Below are 18,178 nucleotides of genomic sequence, written 5' to 3'. Positions count from 1 at the left end.
TGCTATAATGGTTAGAATAGTTGCATTATTTAGAAAAATTTAAAAATAATAATTACTGCAACTAGGACATATTGTTTACTATGTGAACTTGTTCTTAATTTAGGGGGGAGGGTTTCACAATGGCAAGTGTATATGAAAATAGTTATATGATCGTTTTGATTTTCTTGCTATTAGGTATATTGCTGCCGGTAGTGGCTCTTACATTAGGAAGGATGCTGCGCCCAAATAAACCAAGTGCAGCAAAGGCGACGACGTATGAGAGTGGAATTGAGCCTTTTCATGATGCAAATATTCGGTTTCATGCTCGTTATTATATTTTCGCTTTATTGTTTGTGATCTTTGATGTAGAAACTTTATTTTTATATCCTTGGGCTGTTGCGTATGACAAGCTAGGTTTATTTGCATTAATTGAAATGCTCATCTTTGTTGTAATGTTGCTAGTTGGATTAGCGTATGCTTGGAAAAAGAAGGTGTTACAATGGTTATAAATTTTGAGGAATTACATCCAAATGAGCGAGCAGAATTAGAACGAAATATCTTTTTTTCTACATTGGAACAGTTGAAAGGATGGGCGAGGAGCAATTCTTTATGGCCGATGACATTCGGACTGGCGTGCTGTGCAATTGAAATGATGGGAGTAGGCTCATCACATTATGATTTAGATCGATTTGGGTCATTTTTTCGGACTTCACCAAGGCAATCGGACGTCATGATTGTATCGGGAACGGTAACGAAGAAGATGGCTCCTATTGTTCGGCGCTTATATGATCAAATGCCCGAACCGAAATGGGTTATTGCGATGGGATCTTGTGCAACAGCAGGTGGTCCGTATGTAAATTCATATGCTGTTGTGAAAGGTGTAGACCAAATTGTACCAGTTGATGTGTATATTCCTGGTTGTCCCCCAAATCCAGCTGCTTTAATTTATGGAATTAATAAATTAAAAGAAAAAATTCGTTACGAAGCAAAGACCGGGAAGCAGGTGACGAATAAATGAGCAATCCAAATAAAGATTTAGAGGAGCTGAAAAAAGAAGCAGCTAGGCGTGCAAAAGAAGAAGCGAGAAAACGCCTTGTAGCGAAACACGAGGCGGAAATAAGTGAGCTTGAGGAAGAAGATCAAGAAAAAGAGAAAGCGCTACCAAAAAAAGATGATATTACTATAGAAGAAGCAAAACGACGTGCAGCAGCAGCTGCAAAAGCAAAAGCGGCGGCGTTAGCGGAGCAGAAAAGAGAAGGAACCGAGGAAGTAACGGAAGAAGAAAAAGCGAAAGCCAAGGCGAAGGCGGCAGCAGCTGCAAAAGCAAAAGCGGCAGCATTAGCGAAGCAGAAAAGAGAAGGAACCGAAGAAGTAACGGAAGAAGAAAAAGCGAAAGCCAAGGCGAAGGCAGCGGCAGCTGCCAAGGCAAAAGCGGCGGCGTTAGCGAAGCAGAAAAGAGAAGGGACAGAAGAAGTAACGGAAGAAGAAAAAGCGAAAGCCAAGGCGAAGGCGGTGGCAGCTGCCAAGGCAAAAGCGGCAGCATTGGCGAAGCAGAAAGCCTCGCAAGGTGATGGGGATTCGGGAGATGAAAAGGCAAAGGCAATTGCAGCGGCAAAAGCGAAAGCAGCAGCGGCTGCAAGAGCGAAGACAAAGGGGGCTGAAGGTAAGAGAGAGGATGAGCCGAAGCAGGAAGAACTGTCCGTAAATCAGCCGTATTTAAATCAGTATGTTGAGGCTATTAGGGAGAATTTAGGAGAGGGTGCATTAGTAGATTCCTACATTAATAAACTGTCAAAGGATGTGCCAACTCTTGTGGTGGATCACGAAAAATATTATGAAGTGATGGAGTCACTGCGATTCCATGAGGGACTTGCTTTTGATTATATGTCAGAGCTACATGCGACGGATTTTGTGACACATATGGAAGTGTATGTTCATTTGTTTTCATATAGTAAGAAACAATCGGTAGCGGTGAAGGTAAAGGTAGACCGGGAAACGCCGCAAGTCGAATCTGTGACAGCGCTTTGGAAAGGGGCTGACTGGCCGGAGCGAGAAGCATACGATTTGCTCGGCATTATATTTAAAGGGCATTCGAATTTAACACGTATTTTAATGCCAGAGGATTGGGTAGGATATCCGCTTAGAAAAGACTATGAACCGTATGATGTGGAGGTGTAGCTATGATCCGCACGGAAGAGATGCTTTTGAATGTAGGACCTCAGCATCCGAGTACACATGGTGTGTTCAGGCTCGTAATTAAGATTGACGGGGAAATTATTAAAGAAGCTACACCTGTTATTGGGTATTTACATCGCGGGACGGAAAAGATCGCTGAGAGCTTACAGTATACGCAAATTATCCCTTATACAGATCGAATGGACTATTTATCAGCTATGACGAATAATTACGTCATTTGCCATGCTGTAGAGACGATGATGGGGCTTGAAATTCCAGAGCGTGCCGAATACTTGCGAGTACTTGCGATGGAGCTAGGAAGAATTGCGAGCCATCTCGTTTGGTGGGGGACGAATCTTCTTGATATAGGAGCGGTTAGCCCGTTTTTGTACGCGTTTCGTGAACGAGAGATGATTATAAATTTATTAAATGAATTATGCGGGGCACGGCTTACTTTTAACTATATGAGAGTTGGTGGTGTGAAGTGGGATGCGCCAGATGGTTGGATTGAAAAGGTGGAAGAGTTTGTTCCGTATATGAGAGAGCAACTGGCAGGTTATCATGATCTTGTTAGCGGTAATGAGATTTTCTTAAATCGTGTGAAAGGCGTTGGTATATATAGCGCGGAAGAAGCGATTTCGTATTCTTTAAGCGGAGCAAATTTGCGGTGCACTGGAGTAAACTGGGATCTTCGCAAAGATGAGCTGTATTCGATTTATGATCGTTTTGATTTTGATATTCCTGTTGGAAGCGTGGGAGATGCTTGGGATCGCTACGTTTGCCGAATGCAAGAAATCGAGGAGTCTTTAAAGATTGTTGAGCAAGCGGTTCAGCAGTTCCCGAAAGATGGAGCTGTGCTGGCAAAAGTACCGAAAATTATTAAGGCACCTAAGGGAGAAGCATTTGTACGTATCGAATCGCCGCGCGGAGAGATTGGTTGCTATATTGCTAGTGACGGAAAGAAAGAGCCGTACCGCTTGAAGTTTCGTAGGCCGTCTTTTTACAATTTGCAAATTTTACCGAAGTTATTGAAAGGTGAAAACATCGCCAATTTAATTACGATTTTAGGTGGAGTTGATATTGTACTTGGGGAGGTTGATGGCTGATGATTGAAACGCTCTTACAATCACCTTCAAGCTGGACGAATTTCTTCATTTTTTTCGGATTAGCGGTACTTCTACTATTTGCAGTCCTTGGCTTCGTTACATATGGAATTTTGGCAGAACGGAAAGTGATGGGGTTTATGCAAGGGCGGATTGGACCAAACCAGGTTGGAGGCCGATTCGGTTTACTGCAAACGGTAGCTGATGTTTTAAAACTATTATTGAAAGAAGATAGTATTCCAAAAGCAGCAGATAAACCGCTGTTTATATTAGCGCCTGTCATTGCATTTGCGCCAGCATTTATGGTGCTTGCAGTTATCCCGTTCACTGATAAATTTCAATTTGCAGATATTGGAGTTGGGCTACTTTATTATATTGCTGTTTCCGGTATTACGACGATAGGTGTTGTAACTGGGGGATGGGCATCGAATAATAAATATTCCCTTTTAGGAGGAATGCGTGCGGCGGCGCAAATGATTTCTTATGAGATTCCGCTCGTAATGAGTGTAATTGGTATCGTTTTGCTAGCTGGTAGTCTGAATTTAAATGAGATTGTAGCGGCGCAGGAGAAGGTTTGGTACATTTTCGTACAGCCAATTGGCTTCGTCGTTTTCTTAATCGCAGCAGTTGCAGAGTTAAATAGAACGCCATTCGATTTGCCAGAAGCGGAGTCAGAACTTGTTTCTGGATATCATACGGAATACTCAGGTTTTCGCTGGGCGTTTTTCATGCTTTCAGAGTACGTATATTTCTTCGGGATGGCATCGTTAATTACAGTGCTCTTTTTAGGCGGATGGAATCCAGTCATGTTTCTTGGATTTATCCCAGGTGCCGTATGGTTTGCTTTGAAATTTAGCAGTGTAGTCTTTCTATTAATTTGGTTCCGCGTTACGTTCCCGCGTATAAGAGGTGACCAGTTAATGGAGTTTGGTTGGAAAGTATTATTGCCGATTGCACTTGCAAATATTTTCTTAACGGCATTGATTAAGGAGTTATTCTTCTAATCTATGAGGGGGGTGCCAGTAAGAGATGAAAGGACTATTTAAAGGATTAAAATATACATTAAGTAATTTGAGCAAGAAGAAGGTAACGTATGATTATCCAAATCAACCGTTGCCGTTGCCAGACCGTTTTCGTGGAATTCAAAAATTTTATCCGGAGAAATGTATTGTTTGTAATCAGTGCTCTAACATTTGTCCGACAGACTGTATTCAGTTAACAGGAAAGAAACATCCGGATCCTACGAAAAAAGGAAAAATTATCGACACGTATGATATTAATTTTGAAATTTGTATTCTTTGTGATTTATGTACAGAAGTTTGTCCGACAGAGGCAATTGTCATGACAAATAACTTTGAACTCGCGGAATATTCACGTGATGACTTATTTAAAAATTTGCAGTGGCTTGACGAAAACGACGAAAACGTCAGGAAGGAGAACAAGGCATGAATGGCGAGTTTGTAGCATTCTTTATACTATCCTTGTCTGCAATTATCGGTGGTGTTCTTATGTTGAACTTAACGAAAGTTATGCACATGATGCTAGCTCTCGTTCTGACATTTCTCAGCATTGCAGGTTTGTATTTTCTTTTATCAGCTGAATTTATAGGCGTTGCACAAATTTTACTTTACTCTGGTGCAATCACAATTATTATGATTTTCGGCATTATGTTAACGAAACATAACGCGGAAAATGAATCGCGTCTTACTCTTCGAAAATGGATTATCTTCTTTGCAGTTGTAGCATTTGGAGCGGTTATGTATTTCGCTGTTAATAATGTTGATTTTGCAAATGAAAGCACACAAGGAAGTTTACCTCTCCATGAAAACAACACACTTCAAATCGGTACGCTTCTCTATTCAAAATATATTATCCCATTTGAACTAACTTCAGTTATTTTACTTGTAGCACTCGTTGGCGCGATTGTACTTGCGAAAAAGGATGAGAAAGAGGAGGATTCCAATGAGTAGCGTTCCAGCTTCTGCATATTTAACACTTGCGATTATTTTGTTTTGCATCGGTCTATTTGGAGCTTTAACAAAGCGGAATACAGTAATCGTATTAGTTTGTATCGAATTAATGCTGAATGCTGCCAATTTAAACTTAGTGGCGTTTAGTAAATTAGGCTTATTTCCGAATTTAACAGGTCAAATTTTCTCACTGTTTACGATGGCTGTAGCGGCAGCGGAAGCGGCGGTAGGACTCGCTATTTTAATTGCTTTATATCGTAATCGTACAACAGTTCAGGTGGATGAAATGGATACGCTTAAAGGATAGCATTGTGACCGAAAAAGGGGGAAGGAAACAATGATCGATTATGCATGGCTCATACCGCTTTTCCCACTCGTTTCGTTTTTGTTACTTATTATATTCGGGAAGAAAATTAGAGAAGGAAGCAGCGTACTTAGTATTTTTTTCGTCTTTCTCTCCTTTATACTTGCGGTACTTGTGTTAATAGAAAGGTTTTCAGAAGCAAGCGTGAAGCATAAGTGGGTGTGGCTTAGAGCTGGAGATGTGGATATATCATTCGGCTTTGAAGTGACTGCATTAGGAGCTTTAATGTTATTTATCGTGACGCTTGTGAGTCTACTTGTACATGTGTATTCGAAAGGTTATATGAAAGGTGATGAACGATTACCAACCTTTTACGCATATTTAGGACTCTTTACATTTGCGATGTTAGGGCTTGTTATATCAACGAATTTATTACAGCTTTATATATTTTGGGAATTAGTTGGCCTTGGTTCATTTTTACTTATCGGTTTTTATTTCTTTAAAGAAGAAGCGAAGGCTGCTGCAAAAAAGGCTTTTATTATGACCCGTATTGGGGATGTTGGTTTATTTATCGGGATGATTTTAATTTTTTGGTACGCAGGTAGTTTTGAATATGACGCAATATTTAGGGCGATTTATACAGGGGATCTACCTCCTTACATGATTACAATAACAGCGATATTAATTTTTATCGGGGCGATGGGAAAATCAGGTCAGTTCCCGCTTCATACGTGGTTGCCAGATGCAATGGAGGGGCCAACGCCCGTTTCGGCACTTATTCACGCGGCGACGATGGTCGCAGCTGGCGTATATTTAGTAGCGACGATGTTTCCTCTGTTTTCAGCAAGTACAGTGGCGATGCAGACAGTGGCAATCGTTGGAGCTTTCACTGCAATCTTTGCGGCCTCTATCGGTCTTGTGCAAACAGATATAAAGAGGGTGCTTGCTTATTCTACAGTTAGCCAGCTCGGGTACATGATGCTCGCGTTAGGTTCTGCCGGTTATGTAGCTGGTATATTCCATTTAACGACACACGCTTTTTTTAAAGCACTACTATTTTTGGCAGCAGGAAGTGTAATTCATGCTGTGCATACGCAAAACATTAATAAAATGGGCGGTTTACAGAAGAAGATGAAAGTAACTGGTACGCTATTTTTAATAGGTACCCTTGCCATTAGCGGTGTTCCGCTGCTTTCCGGTTTTTTCAGCAAAGATGAAATTTTAGCGGCGACGTGGATGAATGGCAATTACGTTTTATTTACTTTAGCGGTAATTGCGGCGTTTTTAACAGCATTTTATATGTTCCGCCTATACTTTCTTGTCTTTACTGGAGAAACGAAGACGAAGGAAGAAGTGCATGAATCGCCTCGCGTTATGACGTATCCAATGATTGTTCTCGGCGTTCTTGCGGTAGTGGCAGGATATATAAATACACCGTGGTTTGGGACGTTTCTCGGAGATTGGTTGACGAAAGATGTAGGGTTTAAGGTTGAAGAAGCGCATGGACCAGTTTGGATTATGATTGTTGCGACACTCGTTTCATTTGCGGGAATCGCTCTTGCATATTTCATATATGGCAAGAAATCAATTTCTAGAGATTGGGCTGGGGGTACGGAAACATCTCTTTATAATCTTTTGAAAGAAAAATATTATGTGGATGAACTATACAACATGACGGTGATCCCTATTACGAAAGGAATCGCTCATGTGCTTCGCTTATTTGAAGTGTATGTAGTCGAAGGAATTGCAGTTTTAATTGGAAGTGTAGTTAAAGGCACAAGTAATCTTGGATCGAAACTTCAAAACGGGAATGTACAAGTGTACGGTACTGTAACGGCGGTTTCGCTCGCTGTACTCGTCATTATTTTGCTCTATACGGGAGGGGATTTACGATGAATGATTTGTTGTTAACGTTCTTCATTTTTTCCCCGCTTTTAGGAATTTTATTGCTTGTATTAACACCGAAAAAGGAATTGCGTACAGTGCGGGCGCTTGGCTTATTTGGGACGGCACTTCCATTTGGAATTGCTATCGTCCTCGCTTGTACATATGCTTCTGGAAAGAATTTGTCACTATTTGATGAAAAGGTGAAATGGATTAAGTTCGGCGATTTTACAGCGGTGGATAAAAGGTGGTTTTCTATTTATTACGAGCTTGGTATTGATGGTTTGTCGCTTGTCATGATGGTACTGACGGCTCTTCTAGCAACGCTTGCAGCAATTGCAGCCTTTTCTATTAAAAGAAATTTAAAAGCATTTTATATGCTGTTACTTATGCTAGAAATAGGAATGCTCGGCGTCTTTGCTGCTCAAAACTTAATGTTGTTTTTTATCTTCTTTGAAATTACGTTGCCACCAATGTTCTTATTAATTGGAAAGTGGGGAAAATTGTCGAGTGAAAAGGCTGCGTATAGTTATTTAATATATAACGGTATTGGCTCAGCTATTTTGCTCATTGTTTTCTCAATTTTGTTCGCGAAAACAGGTACAACAAATATTGTGGAGCTGAAAGAGATATTAAGAAGCGTAAGTGCAGAGGGAGCACTCGTCATCCCAAGTAGTTTGCAGCTTAGTGTATTTATTGCCATAATGATTGCTTTTGCAATTAAACTACCTGTTTTTCCGTTGCACCGCTGGATGGTCAATGTACACATAGAAGCGCATCCAGCTGTAGTTATGCTTCATGCGGGTGTTTTGCTAAAGATTGGAGCGTACGGTATTATTCGCTTCGGGAAAGGGCTATTCCCGGAATATTTTCACGATGTTGCAACGCTAATTGCGATATTAGGCGTAATTAATTTATTATACGGTGCCTTTTTAGCGCTCATCCAAACGGACTTTAGGAAAGTACTGGCTTACTCTAGTATTTCGCATATGGGAATTGTGTTAATGGGACTTGCGTCACTTAATGCACCTGGTACACAAGGAGCGTTATTCCAAGTTGTATCACATGGTTTAATTGCAGCCTTGCTCTTCTTCCTACTGGGTGTTATAGAACAACGATTTGGAACTTCGGACATTACGGTGCTAGGCGGACTTGCGAAAAGTGTACCGATACTTAGCGGATTCTTTTTAGCAGGAGGAATGGCATCGCTTGGATTACCAGGGATGTCTGGGTTTGTTAGTGAATTTCTTGCCTTTCTCGGTTTATTTCAAGGAGAGCCCGTCATTGCTGCAGTCGGTGTGATTGGCATCATTTTAACCGCTGTATACGTATTAAGGGCGACACTTCAAGTGACATTTGGAAAGAAAGAGTGGGAAGAAAAATCTGATATACACGGATGGGAGTATGTCCCTGTTTTACTACTTATCTTTTGTATTATTGCAATTGGAGTTATGCCAGAGGTACTAGGGGATCCGCTTCAAAATACATTGAAAACATTGGGGGTGAAGTAGGATGGATATGAATACGTTACTTAGCTTATCGTGGCATCTAATGGTGCCAGAATTTATTATTCTCGGCGCCGCCATCCTCCTTTCCATATGTGATTTGTTTTTTAAGCTGAATCATAGATATGTAGCTCTTGGTGCGATTGCTGCTATCGTATTAGCAATCGTGTCATTAATTACGCTATATAGCGAACCAGCTGGAGATATTTTAAACGGATCGTTTGTGTTAGATGGATTTTCAAAAGGGTTTAAAACATTGCTATTAGGTGCCTCAGCTCTCATTTTATGCACCGCAATGAGCGATGATAAGAAGAATCCAATTGAAGATAAGGGTGAATATTATTACTTATTTTTAATGGCACTTCTTGGTGCGATGTTCATGGCTTCTAGTGTTGATTTCATTACCCTTTTCGTTGGTTTGGAGTTACTTTCACTTTCTTCCTATATTTTAGTAGGAATACGAAAAAAGAGCCGTGCATCAAATGAAGCGGCAATGAAATACGTCATTAGCGGAGGAATTGGAACAGCGATTACGCTCTTCGGAATGAGTTATTTATACGGTATTACAGGTTCAACTAACATTATAGATATGCAAAAGGTACTCACTGGGGAGCTCGCTAGTGGTATTCAGTTATTGTTAGCTCTCGCATTTCTTTTATTGCTAGTCGGTCTCTCATTTAAAATTGCCACAGTGCCGTTTCATATGTGGGCACCTGATGTGTATGAAGGAGCGGCTACACCAGTTACTGCTTTTCTTGGAACGATTTCTAAAATTGCTGGGTTCCTGCTCATTATTCGTTTGTTCCTTATGGTTTTTGCAAGTGTATTAATACAAGGAGATATGCAATCTTTATATGGGCATATGAGTATATATATTGCGGTGCTAGCAAGTATTACGATGATTGTTGGGAATGTAGTCGCGTTAAAACAATACAATATAAAGCGTTTATTTGCTTATTCGGGCATTGCTCATGCAGGGTATTTACTCGTTCCACTTGTGGCATTATCACCATTTACGATGGATAGCATGTGGTTTTATATGCTGGCATACATGCTTATGAATATAGGTGCATTTGCTATCATCCACGGCTTAATCTTACAAAATGATGAGGAAAATATAACGATTTTCACAGGTTTATATAAAAGGTCACCATTTGCAGCGATTATGATGACAATCTTTATTTTATCGCTGGCTGGGATACCAGGAACGGCTGGCTTCATTGGAAAGATTAACATCTTTTTAGGCGCGCTTCATGTAGAGCCAGCACATTACGTACTAGCTTCGATTATGATGGGTACGACAGTTGTTTCATTCGTATATTATTTCCGTATTTTACAACAAATGTTTTTCCGCACAGGAGAGACAGAAGAGAGGATACGGTTACCGTTAAATATAAAGGTTGTTATGAGTCTTTGTGCAATTTCGATTGTAATACTAGGGATTATGCCGATGATTGGGTACAATTTCTTTTATGAATATTTTCCATTAATGAAAGATTTCTTCTTCTTAGGGAACGTGGTACAATAGTGAAAATAAAAGGTGTGGAGTCAGTACTCTGCGCTTTTTATTTTGTGTTAACTTGTAATGTAGATATACGTTTTTGGAAAGAAAATCACGATGTAAAATGTAAGATGTCTATGTGCATTTGAAAAAGTGTAGCTCCTACTTATTATGGTATCGTTTTTATATTCTTTCATAAGTAGTAGCTGAGTAAAAAGGGGTCGATTTTTTGGCACAACTTTTAGGGCAACAAGCACTGATTGCCATTGTTTCGCATTTATTGTTTATTACCATTACGTGGTGGGCCTTACAAGGCATTCACATTGAGCGTTTAATGAAGTCCGGAAAAGTGCTGCAGACGCGAGTATTACTCATCTTAATTACAATTGCAATTGGGACATCTGTAAGTAACTTTTTCCTTGATTATTTAGGCTATTCGAAGAGTTTAACGTATTTAGTAAAGTAAGTGTATAGAACCTCAAATCTCCGTTAACAATGGGGATAGGAGGGGATGAAATTGAAGCTTAAAGCCATTCTTATTGTTGCACTTAGTGTTGTTTTATTTTTGGTTGGATATAGAGAGATGAAACCGATAAGCGATGAACAGAAAATGGAGAGCATGATCAAGGCTTTAGAGAAAAATGATGCTAAAGTAGAAAAATGGTCATGGTTAGCGAGAGAAACAAAAACAATTTCTAACATACATACGTTTCAAAAGTTGTTAAACGATGTGAAGGAAAAGGCAAATATTCAAAAGTGGGAAGTAGAGCAATCTCCAGATGGATATAAAGCTACATCCTATAAAAAGCTTTCTTCTTATGAAGAACGAGTAGTAGTAACTTGGAGTAAAGAAAATACTAAAGAAAACACTTTCATTATCTTTGAAGTAAGTGGGGCGAAATGGGACCCGAAGTATGTTCAAAACATGAATAAAATTTTTAGTGAAAAACCTATAATTTACACTTGTGTTCAAGGTGTACTGAATGATAAGATTGAAGGTGTTTTGCAAAATAAAACCAATCAGGTTTTGAAAGATCTTTCAGCAAGAGCGATCGAACAAGTAGAAGAAAGAGCATTTGTGTCAGTCTCCGCATACAATAAAAAGTGGGATGACGCTCTTTCAACAAATAGAGAGAAAATAAATGTGCAAATAGCAATACGTTCTACAGACAACAAAGATACAATTGTGGTTGGCACACCGATCATAACTTCTGAGTATTGAGTGAATAGATACTGAAAAAAGGACACGGAGGGGAATAATTTGGAAAAGATCATCGTCCGTGGCGGAAAGCGGTTAAACGGCACAGTGCGTGTTGAGGGCGCAAAAAATGCTGTATTACCTATAATCGCTGCAGCCCTATTAGCGAGTGATGGAAAGAATGTACTATCTGAAGTACCAGTTTTGTCTGATGTATACACAATTAATGAGGTATTACGTCATTTAAATGCTGAAGTCGTATTTGAAAATAATCAAGTAACAATCGATTCTTCTAAAGAACTAAACATTGAAGCACCATTTGAATATGTACGTAAAATGCGTGCATCTGTTCAAGTAATGGGACCATTATTAGCACGTAACGGTCGTGCTCGTATTGCACTTCCTGGTGGATGTGCAATTGGTTCACGTCCAATTGACCAACATTTAAAAGGCTTCGAAGCAATGGGAGCAAAAGTACAGGTTGGTAACGGTTTTGTTGAGGCATATGTTGAGGGAGAACTAAAAGGAGCTAAAATCTACTTAGACTTCCCAAGCGTAGGCGCGACAGAAAACATTATGTCTGCAGCTACATTAGCAAAAGGGACAACAATTCTTGAAAACGCAGCGAAAGAACCAGAAATCGTTGACTTAGCTAACTTCTTAAATGCGATGGGAGCAAAAGTACGCGGAGCTGGAACTGGAACGATTCGTATCGAAGGCGTTGATAAATTATATGGTGCAAACCACTCTATTATTCCTGACCGTATTGAAGCGGGAACATTCATGGTTGCAGCAGCAATTACTGGTGGAGACATCTTAATTGAAAATGCTGTACCTGAACATTTACGCTCAATTACAGCGAAAATGGAAGAAATGGGTGTTAAAATTATTGAGGAAAACGAAGGTGTACGTGTTATCGGCCCAGATAAGTTAAAAGCGGTTGATATTAAAACTATGCCTCACCCAGGTTTCCCAACAGACATGCAATCACAAATGATGGCATTATTACTACAAGCTGATGGAACAAGCATGATTACAGAAACGGTATTCGAAAACCGCTTTATGCACGTTGAAGAATTCCGTCGTATGAATGCTGATATTAAAATTGAAGGTCGTTCTGTTATTATGAACGGTCCAAACAGCTTACAAGGTGCTGAAGTAGCAGCAACTGACTTACGTGCTGCAGCTGCATTAATCTTAGCTGGTTTAGTATCAGAAGGTTATACTCGTGTAACTGAGTTAAAACATCTTGACCGTGGCTATGTAAACTTCCATAAGAAATTAGCTGCATTAGGTGCAACTATTGAACGTGTAAACGAAAAAGTAGAAGAAGTGAAAGAACAAGAAGTTTCTGATCTTCACGCTTAATTGAAATAGTCTCTATGTCTTTTGACATAGGGGCTATTTTTTTGGGTTATTACTGTTATAGTCAATAAATTCTGTACTTATGCACGTACCAGTAAAAATATTTAGAAAATTTCTGTTTTATACTCTTCCCCTTAAGTATGTTCTAAAAGAAAGAGTTGTTCCATAAGAATGAATGGAGTAAAGCTTTTATATTGGGGGAAAATAGGATGAAATTTTCAAAGCCACTTTTTATTACAGTAGCGCTCTTAATAGCGCTCGTTATCATTGTACCTGCAGCCCTTGTTATTCCATTTGCGAAAGCAAAAGTAGGGGAAGAAACGGCCTCTAAAACTCCTCCAGCGATAGAAAGTATACCAGCTCCAGGAAAAGTAGATACAGCTGTTCAAGTTGCTGTATATCGCGAAAAACAGAAGAAGGTAGAAACATTACCAGTGGAGGAGTATGTGACAGGTGTAGTAGCTTCTGAGATGAATGCCAGTTTTGAAATAGAGGCACTAAAGGCGCAGGCATTAGCAGCGAGAACATTTGTAGTACAACGTATGCTAAGCGGAGGAAAGAAAAATAATGCGGACGTGACAGATACGGTGAAAGATCAAGTGTACAAAAGCAAAGATGAATTGAAGAAGCAATGGGGCAATAACTACGAAAATAATTTGAAGAAAATCGAAGAAGCCGTTTCGAAAACAGCAGGACAAGTTTTAACGTATGATGGAAAACCGATTTCAGCATCCTTCTTTTCAACGAGTAATGGCCGAACAGAAAATGCAGCTGACTATTGGGGAAATGATTATCCGTACTTGAAAAGTGTAGATAGTCCGTGGGATCAAGCCTCTCCAAAGTTTACGAGCGAGCAAACATTTACAGTAGCTGATTTTCAAAAACGTCTCGGTGTGAAAGTGCTAGCAGACGGGAAGGTTGGAAATATTAAAGACCTTACGGAAGGAAAGCGCGTAAAGGATGTAGCTTTTCAAGGAAAAACATTAACAGGAAAAGAAGTTCGTGAAAAGTTAGATTTACGTTCTTCTGATTTCACGTGGAAACAACAAGGTGATAAAATCATCGTTACAACGAAAGGCTTCGGTCACGGCGTTGGTATGAGTCAATACGGGGCGAACGGCATGGCAGCGGAAGGAAAGAAATATACAGATATCGTCGCTCATTACTATAAAGGCGTTGAAATAAAGACGATGAATGATTATGAAGGAAAACTGATGGTGAAGAAATAGGTGTCAGAACTCTGGCACCTATTTTTTTCTGTTTAAAATATCATAATTTTCCATTAACTGTTTGATATAATAGGATAAAAAGGCATTTGGGGGAGATGAAATGGCGTTACTAGAGTTGAAACAGTTAGGGAAGACGAACCAGTTACCGGAAATTGAGCTAAAGGTTGAAAAAGGACAATGTATTGTTTTGCAATGCAATAATCATACAGCTAAAGTGTTACACCGCATTATTATTGGTGAAGAAGAAGCTTCAACTGGCAACGTACTGTTTGAAGGGGAAGCAATTGGAAAGAAAAATTATTCTCGCATCGGTTTTTGTTTTTTGAAAGATGAAGCATATGATCGTTTGAAGGTGAAGGAATACTTTAAGTTTCTATTAGGACTTTATGAATCAAAGGTAAGTATAGAAGAAGTCGTACAGTATGTTGGTCTCCTAGATAAACTAAACGTTAAAATAGAAAAATTGTCATTTTCAGAGAAGCGCCGTCTTCATATAGGACGAATTATGATTCATCATCCAGATTTAGTCATTTTGGAAGAGCCAGAGCAAAATGTAGATATAGAGAGTACGATTATTATTCGAAAAGCAATTATGAAAATGAAAGAGCAAGGAAAGGCAATCTTTATTACGTCATCTTTCCTATCGGATGCCCTTTCGTTAACAGAGGATGTATACATATTAAACAACGATGGTGTGAAAAAAGTAGAAATTGAACAAGAGGAAGTGGAAGAAGTCAGTGAAGAAAAAGTCATTCAAATGATTCCGCAAATGAAGTTAGAAAGAATACCTGCGAAAGTGAACGATAAAATCATTTTACTTGATCCGATGGAAATCCATTTCATTGAAACGCAAAACGGAGTAACGCATATTCACGTTCGTGAAGGCGATTTCGTATGTGCATTAACATTAAGTGAACTAGAAGCGAGATTAACAGGTTTTGGTTTCTTTAGATGTCATCGCTCGTACCTTGTGAATTTACAAAGAGTGCGAGAAGTGATTACTTGGACTCGTAACAGTTTTAGCTTAATTTTAGACGACGAAAGAAAAAGTTCAATCCCGCTTTCAAAAGGACGAATGGATGAATTAAAAGGTGTTATTGGACTATAAAAGTGCTCCAATAAGCTCAACATGCGATTCATTCACCGGTAAAAATACTCCTTTTACCGGTATTTTAATGCGCCTACCCTTTGTTTTTCATATGATTGAGTCAAGAAAAGCGAAACAAACGAACGAAAAGCGCTAAAGCGGCTTTCATCTATAAAGAAGAAAAACAAAGGGGATGAAGAAATGACATTGGCAATTGAAATGAAAGATGTAATGAAAAGTTTCAGTGGAAAAACGGCACTTCGAAATGTAAATATTGAGGTGAAGCAAGGAGAGATATTCGGATTCCTTGGACCGAGTGGATCTGGTAAGACGACAACAGTAAAAATTTTAACTTCTCAATTGCTTCATAGTGTTGGAACGGTAAGAGTATTAGGGAAAGATATTACAGGACCAAGTAGCATCGATTACAAACGAATTGGTATTTTAACAGATAACAGCGGCTTATATGAAAGACTTAGCATTTATGATAACTTACTATTATTTTGTGACTTATATGATTGCAAAAAAGAACGAATCGATGAAGTACTAGCACAAGTGAATTTATTAGATGATAAAAAAACACCAGTAAAAAAATTATCAAAGGGAATGAAGCAACGCGTCACACTAGCAAGAGCAATCCTTCATAAACCAGATATCCTCTTCTTAGACGAACCAACATCTGCACTTGATCCAGTAAACGTACAAAATATTCATAAAATCTTAAAAGACTTAAATAAAGAAGGAACGACGATTTTCTTAACGACTCACAACATGGACGAAGCAGAAACGCTTTGTAACCGCATTGCCTTCCTGTGTGGCGGAGAGATTGTAGCACTTGATACACCGGAGAACCTTCGCTTACAATACGCGAAAGATCAAATACAAGTCGTGTTAAAGGATAAGAAGAAAGAAACGGTACAAAAAGATGAATTAGGTGCAAAACGTATTTCAGAATGGATGAACAAAGGAGAATTACTATCCATTCATTCACACGAACCAACTTTAGGCGATATTTTTATTGAAGTTACTGGGAGGGGATTATAATGACATTTTCAATGAGACGTGTATCAGCTATTTTTAGAAAAGAAGTACAAGATTTTAAGACAAATTCACAAGTGTTGTTAATGGCATTTTTACCAATTATACTTTCATTTTTGTTTAGCAGATTTGGAGCGGGAAAGGAAATGTTAGGCATTACTACTATAACGGCCTTCCTATTTGTCGCAGGCTTTGTTCAATCTATGGTAATTGCAGAAGAAAAAGAAAAACATACATTGCGTGTATTAATGCTATCACCGGCATCTTCGGTTGAAGTTCTACTTGGAAAAAGTATATTAACAGCATGTTTGACATTGGGCATTTGTATTGTGAACTTATTTATTTTGGATCAATTCAGTGGAAATCTATTATTGCTAGGATTTATTTTCTTATGTGGAACAATTTTATTTATTGTGATTGGAACAATGATTGGATTGTTAGCTGCATCTGTACCACAAACATCAATAATTGGAATGCCGATATTAATGACGATGTATTTGGCTGTACAGTTTGAGCCAATGGTTGAAAATAAAGTAATTAAGACGATGATTGGATATCTTCCAACATCTCATATTGTGAAAGCACTTAACAGTTTAGTAGGTGGGACGGGATTTGGTAGTATTAGTGGGCATGTATTAAATGTTGCAGTTTGGCTTATTATATCGCTCTTTGTATGTTTAATCGTATATAAAAAGAAACAATTAGATTAAAAACTGAGCCAAAAGTGCTCAGTTTTTTCTTTTTTCTATCATTTCCTCGGAAATTTTGCAATTCTCATACATATTTTTACAGATTTTGTCGAAAAGTAATTAGTTATACGTTGTATAGGATACGTGAATATTGTTCAAAATGATTGCTGAGGTGATGATGGAATGCGAGGAAGAAATAATAAAAAGTCGCAAAAGGTAGTACATTTATTTCAAAAAAGATGGGTGTTTCCGGCACTATACATTGCTTGTGCAGCGGTAATCTTAATGGTTGCGCTATGGTTCCAAGGAGCTAATCCGAAGAAGACTCCAAACCACGATCAAGCAACACCGTATACACAATCGGAAGATCCAGCAGTACCAGTAACAAAATCTTCAGAAGTAGTGAAAATGCCAGCTGCCGCGAATGCGGAAGTAGTCGTACAGAAGAAATTCTATGAAGATGCAGCAACTGAGGCGGAACAAGAAAAAGCACTTGTCTTTTATAACAACACATATTCCCCGAACAAAGGAATTGACATTGCTGCGAAGAATGGAAAAGAATTCAATGTTGCTGCTGCTTTAAGTGGTACAGTAACGAAAGCTGAAAAAGATTCACTTCTTGGTTATGTTGTAACAGTTGATAGTGGAAATGGTGTAGCGGTATCTTATCAAAGCTTAGGCAGTGTGAAAGTAGAAAAAGGTGCAAGAGTTGCACAAGGTGAAGTATTAGGAACATCCGGTCTAAGTGCAATGAATAAAGAGGCAGGTTCTCACGTTCACTTTGAAGTACGTAAAGACAATGTGGCTGTGAACCCTGAACGTTACTTAAATAAATCAGTAACAGAAATTAAAGCTGATGCAGGTGCTGCAAAGGCTACGAATGCTTCTGGTAAAAAAGCTGATGACAAATCTCAAAAAGAAGAGAAGTCAACGAGCACGAAACCAGAAAGTAAAACAGAAGACAAGTCTCAAAAAGAAGAGAAATCAACAAGCGGTTCAACTAGTGACAAAAAAGAAGAACCGAAGAAAGAAGAAAAATCAACAAATGGTTCTACAGAATCATCTAACGATTCTTCTTCACAAGAATAAGAAAGTGAAAAAATCAGTTCCCACTAGGGGAGCTGATTTTTTTATTTTTATATAAAAATACT

The 18,178-nt window shown here is 38.9% G+C and carries 19 protein-coding genes; all 19 read left to right on the top strand.

Annotation, left to right across the window (positions count from 1 at the left end; translation table 11 throughout):
• Positions 1-119 precede the first annotated feature (119 nt).
• The 19 genes from nuoA to ACK1U5_RS21970 all read left to right on the top strand — a co-directional run bounded on the left by nuoA (position 120) and on the right by ACK1U5_RS21970 (position 18,116).
• Positions 120-488: an NADH-quinone oxidoreductase subunit NuoA gene (gene nuoA, locus ACK1U5_RS22060; protein WP_000179273.1), complete on the top strand. Its 369-nt coding sequence runs from the start codon at positions 120-122 to the stop codon at positions 486-488.
• Positions 479-997: an NADH-quinone oxidoreductase subunit NuoB gene (gene nuoB / locus ACK1U5_RS22055; protein ID WP_000236331.1), complete on the top strand. Its 519-nt coding sequence runs from the start codon at positions 479-481 to the stop codon at positions 995-997. Before nuoA ends, nuoB begins: the two co-directional genes overlap by 10 nt.
• A complete protein-coding gene (locus ACK1U5_RS22050) occupies positions 994-2,157 on the top strand; it encodes an NADH-quinone oxidoreductase subunit C (RefSeq protein ID WP_069604705.1) in 1,164 nt (387 codons plus the stop codon). The genes nuoB and ACK1U5_RS22050 overlap by 4 nt, the downstream gene beginning before the upstream one ends.
• A gap of 2 nt (positions 2,158-2,159) precedes the next feature.
• Positions 2,160-3,260 carry an NADH-quinone oxidoreductase subunit NuoD gene (gene nuoD, locus ACK1U5_RS22045; protein WP_069604704.1) on the top strand — a complete coding sequence of 367 codons (1,101 nt, stop codon included), beginning with the start codon at positions 2,160-2,162 and terminating at the stop codon, positions 3,258-3,260.
• Positions 3,260-4,261, top strand: a complete 1,002-nt coding sequence (nuoH, locus tag ACK1U5_RS22040; RefSeq protein ID WP_000573426.1) for an NADH-quinone oxidoreductase subunit NuoH — start codon at positions 3,260-3,262, stop codon at positions 4,259-4,261. The genes nuoD and nuoH overlap by 1 nt, the downstream gene beginning before the upstream one ends.
• A gap of 25 nt (positions 4,262-4,286) precedes the next feature.
• Complete coding sequence (gene nuoI / locus ACK1U5_RS22035; protein WP_000677191.1) at positions 4,287-4,706, top strand: NADH-quinone oxidoreductase subunit NuoI; 420 nt, start codon at positions 4,287-4,289, stop codon at positions 4,704-4,706.
• Entirely contained in the window at positions 4,703-5,227 is a 525-nt protein-coding gene (locus ACK1U5_RS22030) for an NADH-quinone oxidoreductase subunit J (protein WP_001012814.1), read from the top strand. The genes nuoI and ACK1U5_RS22030 overlap by 4 nt, the downstream gene beginning before the upstream one ends.
• Complete coding sequence (gene nuoK / locus ACK1U5_RS22025) at positions 5,220-5,534, top strand: NADH-quinone oxidoreductase subunit NuoK (protein WP_000100079.1); 315 nt, start codon at positions 5,220-5,222, stop codon at positions 5,532-5,534. The genes ACK1U5_RS22030 and nuoK overlap by 8 nt, the downstream gene beginning before the upstream one ends.
• Positions 5,535-5,564: 30 nt before the next feature.
• Positions 5,565-7,427, top strand: a complete 1,863-nt coding sequence (gene nuoL / locus ACK1U5_RS22020) for an NADH-quinone oxidoreductase subunit L (RefSeq protein WP_000568224.1) — start codon at positions 5,565-5,567, stop codon at positions 7,425-7,427.
• A complete protein-coding gene (locus tag ACK1U5_RS22015) occupies positions 7,424-8,926 on the top strand; it encodes an NADH-quinone oxidoreductase subunit M (protein WP_069604703.1) in 1,503 nt (500 codons plus the stop codon). The genes nuoL and ACK1U5_RS22015 overlap by 4 nt, the downstream gene beginning before the upstream one ends.
• Positions 8,927-8,933: 7 nt before the next feature.
• Entirely contained in the window at positions 8,934-10,448 is a 1,515-nt protein-coding gene (gene nuoN, locus ACK1U5_RS22010; protein ID WP_009327433.1) for an NADH-quinone oxidoreductase subunit NuoN, read from the top strand.
• Between the two features lie 202 nt (positions 10,449-10,650).
• On the top strand, positions 10,651-10,887 hold the full coding sequence (locus ACK1U5_RS22005) for a DUF1146 family protein (protein WP_000057889.1): 237 nt from the start codon (positions 10,651-10,653) through the stop codon (positions 10,885-10,887).
• Between the two features lie 51 nt (positions 10,888-10,938).
• Positions 10,939-11,643 carry a YwmB family TATA-box binding protein gene (locus ACK1U5_RS22000; protein WP_000767916.1) on the top strand — a complete coding sequence of 235 codons (705 nt, stop codon included), beginning with the start codon at positions 10,939-10,941 and terminating at the stop codon, positions 11,641-11,643.
• A gap of 39 nt (positions 11,644-11,682) precedes the next feature.
• Positions 11,683-12,987 (top strand): UDP-N-acetylglucosamine 1-carboxyvinyltransferase, encoded by a 1,305-nt coding sequence (gene murA / locus ACK1U5_RS21995; RefSeq protein ID WP_000411274.1) that lies wholly within the window; start codon positions 11,683-11,685, stop codon positions 12,985-12,987.
• Between the two features lie 206 nt (positions 12,988-13,193).
• Positions 13,194-14,213 (top strand): stage II sporulation protein D, encoded by a 1,020-nt coding sequence (gene spoIID / locus ACK1U5_RS21990; protein ID WP_000672663.1) that lies wholly within the window; start codon positions 13,194-13,196, stop codon positions 14,211-14,213.
• Between the two features lie 100 nt (positions 14,214-14,313).
• A complete protein-coding gene (locus ACK1U5_RS21985) occupies positions 14,314-15,321 on the top strand; it encodes a LytTR family transcriptional regulator DNA-binding domain-containing protein (protein ID WP_069604702.1) in 1,008 nt (335 codons plus the stop codon).
• 180 nt (positions 15,322-15,501) lie between these two features.
• Positions 15,502-16,344: an ABC transporter ATP-binding protein gene (locus ACK1U5_RS21980; RefSeq protein WP_000170864.1), complete on the top strand. Its 843-nt coding sequence runs from the start codon at positions 15,502-15,504 to the stop codon at positions 16,342-16,344.
• Positions 16,344-17,048: an ABC transporter permease gene (locus ACK1U5_RS21975; protein WP_000144443.1), complete on the top strand. Its 705-nt coding sequence runs from the start codon at positions 16,344-16,346 to the stop codon at positions 17,046-17,048. The genes ACK1U5_RS21980 and ACK1U5_RS21975 overlap by 1 nt, the downstream gene beginning before the upstream one ends.
• Positions 17,049-17,210: 162 nt before the next feature.
• On the top strand, positions 17,211-18,116 hold the full coding sequence (locus tag ACK1U5_RS21970) for a M23 family metallopeptidase (protein WP_001214926.1): 906 nt from the start codon (positions 17,211-17,213) through the stop codon (positions 18,114-18,116).
• Positions 18,117-18,178 lie beyond the last annotated feature (62 nt).

Source organism: Bacillus sp. XB1 (assembly GCF_053557995.1).
The sequence above is the reverse complement of the archived record's forward strand: the minus strand, read 5'-3'. Positions and strand labels throughout refer to the sequence as shown.